At 30.0% G+C, this 11,175-nt stretch carries 10 protein-coding genes; all 10 read left to right on the top strand.

The window, feature by feature from the left end; all coding sequences use genetic code 11:
* Window positions 1-394 precede the first annotated feature (394 nt).
* The 10 genes from rpmH to F1564_RS09905 all read left to right on the top strand — a co-directional run bounded on the left by rpmH (window position 395) and on the right by F1564_RS09905 (window position 11,147).
* Window positions 395-532 carry a 50S ribosomal protein L34 gene (gene rpmH, locus F1564_RS09950; RefSeq protein ID WP_006805377.1) on the top strand — a complete coding sequence of 46 codons (138 nt, stop codon included), beginning with the start codon at window positions 395-397 and terminating at the stop codon, window positions 530-532.
* A gap of 159 nt (window positions 533-691) precedes the next feature.
* Window positions 692-1,012 (top strand): ribonuclease P protein component, encoded by a 321-nt coding sequence (gene rnpA / locus F1564_RS09945; protein ID WP_018451385.1) that lies wholly within the window; start codon window positions 692-694, stop codon window positions 1,010-1,012.
* A complete protein-coding gene (yidD, locus tag F1564_RS09940) occupies window positions 1,012-1,221 on the top strand; it encodes a membrane protein insertion efficiency factor YidD (protein ID WP_018451384.1) in 210 nt (69 codons plus the stop codon). The genes rnpA and yidD overlap by 1 nt, the downstream gene beginning before the upstream one ends.
* A gap of 20 nt (window positions 1,222-1,241) precedes the next feature.
* The gene (locus tag F1564_RS09935) at window positions 1,242-1,925 is read left to right on the top strand and encodes a YidC/Oxa1 family membrane protein insertase (protein ID WP_018451383.1); all 684 of its coding nucleotides are present in this window, start codon (window positions 1,242-1,244) and stop codon (window positions 1,923-1,925) included.
* Window positions 1,894-2,697, top strand: a complete 804-nt coding sequence (locus tag F1564_RS09930; protein WP_018451382.1) for a Jag family protein — start codon at window positions 1,894-1,896, stop codon at window positions 2,695-2,697. Before F1564_RS09935 ends, F1564_RS09930 begins: the two co-directional genes overlap by 32 nt.
* Before the next feature lie 29 nt (window positions 2,698-2,726).
* Entirely contained in the window at window positions 2,727-4,094 is a 1,368-nt protein-coding gene (mnmE, locus tag F1564_RS09925; RefSeq protein ID WP_018451381.1) for a tRNA uridine-5-carboxymethylaminomethyl(34) synthesis GTPase MnmE, read from the top strand.
* A 185-nt stretch (window positions 4,095-4,279) separates the two neighbouring features.
* Window positions 4,280-6,262: a DNA topoisomerase (ATP-hydrolyzing) subunit B gene (gene gyrB / locus F1564_RS09920; RefSeq protein ID WP_018451380.1), complete on the top strand. Its 1,983-nt coding sequence runs from the start codon at window positions 4,280-4,282 to the stop codon at window positions 6,260-6,262.
* A gap of 271 nt (window positions 6,263-6,533) precedes the next feature.
* Window positions 6,534-9,095: a DNA gyrase subunit A gene (gene gyrA, locus F1564_RS09915; RefSeq protein ID WP_018451379.1), complete on the top strand. Its 2,562-nt coding sequence runs from the start codon at window positions 6,534-6,536 to the stop codon at window positions 9,093-9,095.
* 36 nt (window positions 9,096-9,131) lie between these two features.
* Window positions 9,132-9,893 (top strand): hypothetical protein, encoded by a 762-nt coding sequence (locus F1564_RS09910; protein ID WP_018451378.1) that lies wholly within the window; start codon window positions 9,132-9,134, stop codon window positions 9,891-9,893.
* Between the two features lie 801 nt (window positions 9,894-10,694).
* Entirely contained in the window at window positions 10,695-11,147 is a 453-nt protein-coding gene (locus F1564_RS09905; protein ID WP_018451377.1) for a YfcE family phosphodiesterase, read from the top strand.
* The last annotated feature ends 28 nt before the right edge of the window (window positions 11,148-11,175 follow it).

Raw genomic sequence — 11,175 nt, 5'->3', positions numbered from 1 at the left:
TGTATATTTTACATGAATAACAAAACTAGGTATAAAATTCTAAAAATATTTATAATCTATTTTATAAATTTTACTTTATTACATATAGAAACAATCTTATTCAAAATATAAAAAAACAAAACAAAGAAAAATAACATTAAAAATACTCTTATAAATTTACAATATCCAGCTGTAACTAGATACTTAATTCTTCTTAATAAAAAAACCTGTATATGCTGTTATCAAACAAATAAAATATTCTTTCTTTTTTAAACAATATATAAAAGCAATTATAAATTCAATGTAAATTGAAATTTAAATATAAATGGCTTAAAACTTGACTTTTTTTTGAATATTGTATATAATATTTACAAAAGACAATAATTTTTTTAAAATACAAAAGAAAGGATAAAAGATGACTAAAAGAACATATCAACCAAATAAAAGAAAAAGAAAAAAAGATCATGGATTTAGAAAAAGAATGCAAAATAAAAGCGGAAGAAATGTCTTAAAAAGAAGAAGAGCTAAAGGAAGAGCTAAATTATCAGCATAACCCGGTGTTAAATTCAACACTGGGTTTTTAAAAGCATTAATATCTAAATAAACAGGAGAGCTTTTTATATGCCAAAATTTTTTAAGATTTACCTAAATTTAAAGATTTTAAATATTTATTAAGCTCTCATTTATCTTAAAAAGTTTAAAGAAGAGAAATATGTCTATTAATAAAATAAAAAAATCAAAGGATTTTTCATTAATATATAACAAATCAAAAAAGATGCATACAAAGTATGCTATTATTTTTATAAGAGAAAATAATAAACAGCGGTTTGGCTTTGTAGCCAGCAAAAAAACTGGAAATGCAGTTCAAAGAAATAGAATAAAAAGAATTTTTAGGGAATTTGTAAAAATACATAAGGATAAATTTAAAGAAAATACTGATTATGTATTTGTAGGCAAATCTATTTTAAAAGATAATTTGAAAAATTTAAAGTATAAGGATATTGAAAAGGATATGATCAAGGTGATAAAATGATGAAAAAAATATTATTGTTTTTGATAAAATGTTATCAAAAATGTATTTCGCCGTATCTTGGGAAAAGATGCAGATTTTATCCAACTTGCTCAGAATATTCACGACAGGCAATTACAAAATATGGGGCAATAAAAGGGAGCTATTTGACAATAATAAGACTATTAAAATGTCATCCCTTTCATAAGGGTGGATATGATCCGTTAAAATAAAAAAGTGGAGGAAATAATATATGAAGATACAAGCACTAGTTGATTTTGTCGTATATGTCTTAAATGCGATATATGGTGTTGTAGGAAACTATGGAATAGCAATAATAATTGTTACAATTTTAATGAGAATAGTTATATTTCCATTGACATTAAAACAGGAAAAGTCAATGAAAAAAATGAGGGATTTACAACCTGAAATTGAGAAAATAAAAGAGAAATATAAAGATAGTCCACAGGAATATCAGCAAAAAACAGCTGAACTTTATAGAGAAAGTGGAGTAAATCCATTAGGAGGATGTCTGCCATTATTAATTCAGATGCCTGTATTTGTGGCACTATACTGGGCTTTTAGCGGAAATGCTATTCCAGCAGATGCAAAATTTTTATGGTTTACATTAAAACAGCCTGATAGACTGTTTATGATAGGAAACTTTGCATTTAATCTGCTGCCAATTTTAAATGTGGGTGTTACTTATATTCAACAGAAAATAATGACAAATACAACGAGTGGACAGGAATCTAATCAGCAAATGAAGACAATGCTGTATATGATGCCTCTTATGATGTTATTTATATTTTATAGAATGCCATCAGGAGTAACGTTATATTATTTAGTTTCAGGGGCTTTATCATTAGTTCAGCAATATTTCATTTTGAAAGGAAGAAGTGATGATGGAAAAGATAATATTAAAAGCTCAAAATGAGGAAGAGCTTAAAAATATGATAAGCCGTTCCTTGACACTAAAGGAAGATGAAACTTATCAAGTAAAAGTCTTAAAATATCCAAAAAAAATATTATTTGTGAATATAAAGGGCGAATACGAAATTGAGATTGTTAAAAAATCTGAACTAAAAACTAACAAGACAGAAACAGAAACACAAGAATTAAAAATACAAAATAAAAATAAAGATGTAAAAAAAGACATAAAAAATTATAGCTTACAGAAAGAAAATAATAAAAATAGTAATAATAAAAAGAACTACAGAAATGGAAATTTTGAAAATGATGAAAACCATTCTGATATGAATATAGATAAAATTAGAGGATTCTTTAAGGAATTTATTGTAAGTATAAGGCTGGATATAAAAATTGTAAATATTAAGAAAGAAAACAATGGAAAATATTTAGTTATTCTTGATGGAAAAGATATGAGATTTTTAATTGGGGAAAAGGGAAGTGCCTTAAATAGTTTAGAATATTTGATAAGCACAACTAAAAAATTTAAACATTTAAAAATTTCTGTTGATTCTAATAACTATAAGGAAAAACGTGAACATTCATTAAGAGATTTGGCAAGAAAAAAAGGGAAAGCGGTTTTATTGACAGGAAATGCAATAAAATTAAATCCTATGGCATCACACGAACGTAGAATCATTCATGAGGAAATCTCATTTATGAAGGGATTGAAAACTGAAAGTGTAGGAGAAGATCCAAAAAGATATTTAATTATTAAAAAGCTAGATGAAAAAAATTAGAAAAATGATTTTAGAAATAGAGGTTTAAGATGTTATTTGACACAATTGCGGCGATTTCCACTCCAAAAGGTGAAGGTGGAATTGCCATAATAAGAATATCTGGAGATAAATCATTTGAAATACTGGACAAAATATTTGTTAAAAAGAACCCAAATGCTAATTTGGGTTTTTATAAATTAAATTACGGATTTATCAAGGATGGAGAAAAAACAGTAGATGAAGTGATGGCTGTTAGGCTAAAAGCCCCAAAAAGCTATACTTGTGAAGATATTGTGGAAATAAATTGCCATGGTGGAACACTTGTTTCAGAAAAGGTGCTTGAGCTTGTATTAAGAAATGGAGCAAGACATGCTGAAAGCGGAGAATTTACAAAAAGGGCATTCATGAATGGGCGAATAGATTTATCACAGGCTGAAGCGGTTATGGACATTATTCAGGGGAAGACTGAAAAAAGCGTGTCTTTATCGCTGGATCAGTTAAGAGGTGATTTGCGAGATAAAGTGAACCAGTTTAAAAAGGCATTGCTTGATATTACGGCTCATGTGAATGTTGTGCTGGATTATCCTGAGGAAGGCATTGATGATCCATTGCCAGCTGAATTGCGAAATAATTTGGAAGAAGTTTATGAAGAGGCAAATCGTTTAATAGATTCTTATGATACGGGGAAAAAAATAAAAGAGGGAATAAAAACAGTTATTGTGGGAAAACCTAATGTGGGAAAATCTACATTGCTAAATGCCTTGCTTCATGAGGAAAGAGCGATTGTAACTCATGTTGCGGGGACAACACGGGATATTATTGAGGAAATAATTAATATAAAGGGAGTTCCGTTAGTTCTTGTGGATACAGCTGGAATTAGAAAGACTGACGATATTGTGGAAAATATTGGTGTGGAAAAGTCTAAGCAGTTTATTGAGAAGGCTGATTTGGTGCTGCTTGTACTGGATGCTTCAAAGGAGCTTGAAAATGAAGATATAGAAGTTATAAATCAGATAAAAGAGAATAAAAAGAAAGTTATAGTATTATTGAATAAAATTGATTTGAACAGAAAAATTGATCTTGAAGGGTATAATTTGGGAAATATTGTTGAAATATCAGCAAAGGACAATATTGGAATTGAAGATATGCAAGAAAAAATTTATTCATATATTATGGAAGAAGATGTGGAAAATTCATCGGAAAAATTGATAATTACAAATATTCGTCATAAAACAGCACTTGAAAAAACGAAAGATGCGATAAAAAATATTTTTGAAACGATAGATATGGGGCTTCCGATGGATCTAATTTCTGTGGATTTAAAAGAAGCATTAGATTCTCTTTCAGAAATTACAGGAGAAATATCGTCTGAAGATATTTTAGATCATGTGTTTGGGAATTTTTGCGTTGGAAAATAATGCGGCTTTTTATTTGGATAATAAATTTTTGTGAATTTTGAATTATGTTACTATTTGGTAAGAAATTTAAAATTGTTTTGTCATTACAATGGATAAATGATGTCTTTGCTTTTCATAAGCAAAGTTTAGTGTAATTTGAAATAAAAGAAGATATAAAGTTTGGTATAAAATGGAGGGAGTAAATAATGGCTGATAATTATGGAGCAGAAGCTATTACAGTCCTTGAAGGGCTGGAAGCAGTTAGGAAGCGTCCTGGAATGTATATTGGATCGACTTCATCACGTGGGCTTCATCATCTTGTGTGGGAAATTGTGGATAACAGTGTGGATGAGGCACTTGCTGGAGTTTGTGATAAAATCACTGTAAAAATATTGGAAGGAAATATAATCGAAGTATCTGATAATGGACGTGGAATCCCTGTAGGAATGCACAAGACAGGAAAATCAACCTTGGAAGTTGTACTTACAGTATTGCATGCTGGCGGTAAATTTGACAATGACAACTATAAAGTGTCAGGTGGACTTCATGGAGTTGGAGTATCTGTTGTAAATGCCTTGTCAGAATGGCTTGAAGCGACTGTCACACGTGATGGAAAAGTTTTTCGGCAAACATATAAGCGTGGTGTGGCAATAACGCCTGTGGAGGAAATAGGTACAGCTGACGAGGGTGTACATGGAACTGTAGTTAGATTTAAAGCTGATGATGAAATTTTTGAAACAACGGTTTATGACTATTCAATCTTGGAGTCACGTTTAAAAGAGTTAGCATATTTAAATAAAGGTTTAAAAATCGAATTATTGGATGAAAGAAAAAACGATGATATAAAAACCGAAGAATTTTTATTTGAAGGTGGAATAAAAGATTTTTTAAATGAAATTATTGATGAGGAAAAAATCGTTGATGATGTAATTTATATGGCTGATACAATGCAAATTGAAGAAGCTAAAGAAGTAGAAGCTGTGGATGAAGATGGAAATAAAATAATGAAATATAAAAATGCAAAATTTGTAGAAGTAGAAATTGCTATGAATTATACAACTTCTCAAAGGGAAAATGTTTATTCATTTGTAAATAATATAAATACACACGAAGGTGGAACTCATGTCAGCGGTTTTAGAACAGCACTTACAAGAACTATTAATGATATTGCAAAGCAGATGAACTTGATTAAGGATAAAAATGGAACATTTCAAGGGACAGACGTAAGAGAAGGGCTAGTCTGCGTAATAAGCGTAAAAATACCTGAACCTCAATTTGAAGGGCAAACAAAAACAAAACTTGGAAATAGTGAAGTTACAGGGATTGTATCAAATATTGTTGGAGGAAATTTAAAATTTTATTTGGAGGATCATCCAAAGGCAGCTGAAAAAATCATTGAAAAAATGGTAATGTCTAAAAGAGCAAGAGAAGCTGCGAAAAAAGCAAGAGAACTTGTACTTAGAAAAAATACACTAGAAGTTGGATCATTACCAGGAAAATTAGCAGACTGCTCCTCAAAAGATCCATCTGAGTCAGAAATTTTCATAGTCGAAGGAAACTCGGCAGGAGGTTCTGCAAAACAGGGAAGAGATAGAAGATTTCAGGCAATATTGCCGCTTCGTGGGAAAATATTAAATGTGGAAAAATCAGGAGTGCACAAAGCTCTGGAAAATGCCGAAATTCGTGCAATGATTACAGCCTTTGGAGCCGGATTTGGTGATGATATGGATATAAAAAAATTAAGATACCATAAAATCGTAATCATGACAGATGCCGATGTTGATGGGGCTCACATCCGAACATTAATGCTGACATTCTTTTATAGACATTTAAGAGAATTAATTAATGAAGGCTATATTTATATTGCACAGCCTCCTTTATACAAAATTCAGGCTGGAAAGGCGATTAGATATGCCTATTCAGATGACCAGCTAAAGCAAGTGACAAAAGTTTTGGAAAAAGATGGAAGAAAGTATACAATTCAACGTTACAAAGGATTAGGAGAAATGAATCCAGAACAGCTTTGGGAAACTACTCTTGATCCAGAAGTGAGAACATTGTTAAAAGTGTCGATGGAAGATGCATCTTATGCGGATAAAATGTTTAATATTCTGATGGGGGATAAGGTTGAGCCAAGAAGGAAGTTTATAGAGGATAATGCAAATTACGTAAGGAATTTGGATATATAATTTTTAATTAAAATTGAGAAAAGTTATTTTTATTAATAGATATTTTTTCTATAATATTTATATTTTTTCTTTCTTAAAAGCAAAGGGAATAGTTGCCATCCCCTTTGCAATACCGACGTTTTTAGTTTAATTATAAATAGTTATGTTAAAAGAGTTAGTATAAAAAAGGAAAAACAATTACTAATTTGTAATAAAAATTTAGGAAATAGCTTAATTGAACATTTTAAAATAGTTCACTTGTTGTAAAGAAAGAGAAGAAAAGAGGTGCAGGATGTCAGACGATTTTAGAGATGACAATGAAAGAGAAGAGATAACAGAAATGGATGAAAATGATGATAGGGAAATCATTGTGGAAGGATTACCTAAGGCTACGGATTTATCAAATGAATCTAATGTTTATATTGAGGATGAGATAAAGGCGGCTTATTTGGATTATTCGATGAGTGTAATTGTTAGCCGTGCGTTGCCTGATGTGCGTGATGGATTAAAGCCTGTGCATAGAAGAATTTTGTTTTCCATGAGTGAGATGGGAATGAGCCATAAGACTCCATTTAAGAAATCGGCAAGAATTGTCGGGGATGTACTGGGGAAATACCATCCGCATGGGGATTCTTCGGTTTATGGTGCTATGGTTAGAATGGCACAGGACTTTAATATGAGATATGAACTTATTGATGGACATGGAAACTTTGGTTCGATTGATGGGGATGAAGCAGCGGCAATGCGGTATACGGAGGCTAGAATGGCCAAAATTACTGAAGAGCTGCTTGCGGATATTGGAAAGGATACGATTGATTACAGAAAGAACTTTGATGAAAGTTTGGATGAGCCAGCTGTACTGCCTGCTAAACTGCCTAATTTATTACTAAATGGAGCAAACGGAATTGCAGTTGGAATGGCTACAAATATTCCGCCACATAATTTAGGGGAAGTAGTTGATGGAATTGTTGCATTAATTGATAATCCTGAAATTTCAATTGATGAATTGATTACTTATATAAAAGGACCAGATTTTCCAACTGGTGGTATAATTAACGGAAAACAGGGAATTTACGATGCCTATAAAACTGGACGTGGAAAGTTAAGAGTTGCAGGACGTGTAGAAATTGAAACTTCTAAAACAGGGAAAGAATCGATTATTGTAACAGAATTGCCATATCAAGTGAATAAGTCTAGACTTATTGAAAAAATTGCTGATTTAGTAAGGCAGAAGAAAATTACAGGAATATCTGACTTGCGGGATGAAACTGACAGGGATGGTATTAGAATTGTAATTGAACTGAAAAAAGGCGAAGAAAGTGAATTGATCTTAAACAGTCTTTACAAATTTACCGATTTGCAAAATACATTTGGTGTGATTATGCTTGCACTTGTTGACAATGCACCGAGAGTATTAAATTTAAAGCAGGTTCTTCAGAAATATCTGGAACATAGATTTGAAGTAATTACAAGAAGAACTGAATTTGAATTGAAAAAGGCTAAAAATAGGGCTCATATTTTGGAAGGATTCAAAATAGCACTTGATAACATTGAGGAAGTAATTAGGATTATACGTGCTTCCAAAGATGCAAATGCTGCACGGGCTGAATTAATTACTAAATTTGAATTTTCAGAAATTCAGGCAAAAGCTATATTGGATATGAGATTACAAAGACTTACTGGACTTGAAAGAGATAAGATTAATCAGGAATATAGTGAACTTATGCTATTAATTGAAAAATTAATGGGAATTTTATCTGATGATTCAAAAATATATGGTATAATTAAAGAGGAGGCACTTAAATTAAAAGAAGATTTTGGTGATGAACGTAGAACTGAAATTAGAAATGCGAGAGCTGAAATTAGCATAGAAGACTTGATCAAGGATGAGGAAGTAGTTGTAACACTTACTGAAAAAGGCTATGTAAAACGTGTGGCAATTGACACTTATCGTTCACAAAAACGTGGTGGAATTGGGGTAAATGCTACAAATACAGTAGAAGATGATGTTGTAAAAGATATGTATATAGCAAGAGCACTTGACACATTGCTTATTTTTACAACGAAAGGAAAAGTATTCAGCATAAAAGTGTACGAAATACCTGAAACTGGAAAACAGGCACGTGGAAAACTGATTGGAAATATAATAAATCTAGATTCTGATGAGAAAGTCAGCACGATAATAAAAGTTCGTGAATTTGAAGACAATAAAAACTTGTTCTTTGTAACACGGAACGGAGTTGTTAAAAAATCTGAATTGACATTATTTAATAATATTATGAAGGCTGGAAAACGTGCAATCAGATTGAATGATGAAGATGAGGTTATGTTTGTTGGACTTACTAGCGGAAGTGGTGAAGATGAAATTTTTGTAGCGACTAGAAACGGTATTGCCATTAGATTTTCAGAAAAAGATGTAAGAAGTATGGGAACAACAGCAGTTGGAGTAAGGGGAATAACGCTACGGGATAAGGATAAAATAGTAGGAGCTGCAATTATTAATTCAAAAATGGATAATGACCAAATTAGAATTCTTACAATCACTGAAGAAGGATATGGAAAACGTACAAAATTATTAGAATATAGACTAACTTCCCGTGGAGGAAAAGGAATTATTAATGCAAAACTTAATGATAAAACTGGAAAAATTGTAGATGTAAAAATCGTAAGGGAAAATGATGAAATTATGCTTATTACTTCAGAAGGTACATTAATTAGGACAAGTATTAATGAAATTACTGTGCAAAGCCGTTCGGCAACAGGTGTTAGAATAATGAAAGTCAGAAATAATGAAAAAATTGCATCTGTCGTAAAAATTACAGAAGCTCCTGACTTTAGTGAAGAAGATAAATAGGTTAAATAAAATTATCATAATAAGGAAGTGGTTAAAATGTTACAAAAAAAAGCATTATTTTTAGTTACGGCAGAAAATGAAATACAGCCATTGGTTAATTTTGCGGGAATTTTTAAGAAAAAATATGATGTTGATATTGATGTTATCTATATCAAAGATATCTTAAAGTACGAAGTTTTTCCTGTGAGCATTGAAGGTATGGGATTAAATATCGGAGCAAATTATGCCTTTAAGGAATACAGGGAGCTTGAAGAAAAAACTGTAAAAAAAATAAAAGAAAAAATGACAGCTGATATTTCAAATTTTTACACAAAGGATGGAGAAACTTCTGAAATTATTTTGGAAGAATTGAAAAAATATGATTTGCTCGTGCTTGTAAAAAATGAAAAAGTAACTCCTGTATTAAAGGAAATTTTGAGAAGCATATTCAAGCCGCTAATTATTTTACCAAATGTGGAAAATTTCAGATTGGATAATTTGGTATTGCTTGATGACGGGGCTTATAATGCCAATAAGACGCTATTTACTTTTTTCTACATATTTGGTGAGCAAAAGATGAACGTATTGCGTGTAAATGTTGAAGAAGATGATGAAAATAGCTTAGCCCAAAGATTTGGAGAAAACTATAACCTTATTCATAAAAAAGGAGATACATTCAAGACAATTATGAACGAATCTCAAAATTATGATTTAGTTTTAATGGGAGATTTACGGTATACAGTAATGGTTGAAAGAATTACTGGTAAACTTGGAGTTAGAATACTTGAAAATCTTCAAAAACCGATTTTTATTGTTTAAAAAGTCAAATAATAAAGAAATTTTTTATCTGCAAATAATATTGGATATTACTCAAGCAGTTTATAAAAGCTGTTTGAGTGTATCTAAATTCAAAAAACGCATTTCTTTCTTTTTTATATTTAATTTAGTATAATTAAATAATATTAGATCTGTATAAAATAGTTGCTTGACTTATAAATAGTTTTACTGTAAATATGAGTATATTTTCAAGATATTATTTAAAAAATAAAAAATTATATTTTAAAAATATGCTCGATTTTCTTTAAAAATATATTAAGAAACTACATAAATATAATGTGTGCTTGAAAAGCATTATAATTTTAAAGTTTAGTTTTAATTTAATTTTACTATAAAAGAAAATTATAATAAAAATAATATTTTTTATAAATTCTGCTGGATTATAATAAATAAAACTTATCAAAAAACTTATGATTAAATATAGATCAAATAATAGAAAAAATTAGTATAAAGTTAAAAAGTATGATATAATTTATCCAAAATGCCATAAACTTGAATATTAAATTATACAAATGTTTAATTGAGTAGAATAATTATAATATTTAAAACAGTTTCAAGGTAATTTTGCTATAGAAATAAATTATTTAGAAAATGATTATTTTAAAATTTAAATTTTAATCTAAAAAATACAATAAGACTATTTTAAAACTAGGCTAAAAAACTACAACCATTTTGTATAAAACTTTTAAAATGTTTGATTTTTATTAGTTCAATTTTAAAGGAGTTTGGGTATGAAAAAAATTTTAGGAGTAAAAAAAGAGGAAGATGGAGAGAGGAGATTTAATGAAAGTATTAATTTGTTCGGATAGTCACAGAAGACTTGATTATTTTCAGCAGGTGATGGAGCTGGAAAATCCAGAAATCGTAATTTTTGCAGGAGATCACAGCACCGATGCAATTGATATGTCATTAGTTTATAGGGATGTACTTTTTGCTATTGTAAAGGGAAATACTGATATGGATGATTATGAATCGAGAGATATGAGAATATTTGACTTGATGGGGAAAAAGGTATTTCTTACACATGGACATCTGTATAATGTGAAACAGACACTTGAAGAACTAGAAAAAAAGGCACATTTGGAAAAAGCTGAAATTTGTGTTTTTGGACATACGCATAAGGAATTTTTTGCAGAAAAAAATGGTATAATATTTGTAAATCCAGGAGCATTACAAGATAAGAAATATATGTTATATTATGGTGGAAAAAAATTTGAATCCAAAATATTAAAATAATTTATCTTTGTTTTATTGTAAAATTTTA

Origin of the sequence: Leptotrichia shahii (assembly GCF_008327825.1) — a bacterium.
GTDB lineage: Bacteria > Fusobacteriota > Fusobacteriia > Fusobacteriales > Leptotrichiaceae > Leptotrichia > Leptotrichia shahii.
The sequence above is the reverse complement of the archived record's forward strand: the minus strand, read 5'-3'. Positions and strand labels throughout refer to the sequence as shown.

Coding starts and splice junctions, on each gene's coding strand:
- rpmH (WP_006805377.1), top strand. CDS start 395: ATGACTAAAAGAACATATCAACCAAATAAAAGAAAAAGAAAAAAAGAT.
- rnpA (WP_018451385.1), top strand. CDS start 692: ATGTCTATTAATAAAATAAAAAAATCAAAGGATTTTTCATTAATATAT.
- yidD (WP_018451384.1), top strand. CDS start 1,012: ATGAAAAAAATATTATTGTTTTTGATAAAATGTTATCAAAAATGTATT.
- F1564_RS09935 (WP_018451383.1), top strand. CDS start 1,242: ATGAAGATACAAGCACTAGTTGATTTTGTCGTATATGTCTTAAATGCG.
- F1564_RS09930 (WP_018451382.1), top strand. CDS start 1,894: ATGGAAAAGATAATATTAAAAGCTCAAAATGAGGAAGAGCTTAAAAAT.
- mnmE (WP_018451381.1), top strand. CDS start 2,727: ATGTTATTTGACACAATTGCGGCGATTTCCACTCCAAAAGGTGAAGGT.
- gyrB (WP_018451380.1), top strand. CDS start 4,280: ATGGCTGATAATTATGGAGCAGAAGCTATTACAGTCCTTGAAGGGCTG.
- gyrA (WP_018451379.1), top strand. CDS start 6,534: ATGTCAGACGATTTTAGAGATGACAATGAAAGAGAAGAGATAACAGAA.
- F1564_RS09910 (WP_018451378.1), top strand. CDS start 9,132: ATGTTACAAAAAAAAGCATTATTTTTAGTTACGGCAGAAAATGAAATA.
- F1564_RS09905 (WP_018451377.1), top strand. CDS start 10,695: ATGAAAGTATTAATTTGTTCGGATAGTCACAGAAGACTTGATTATTTT.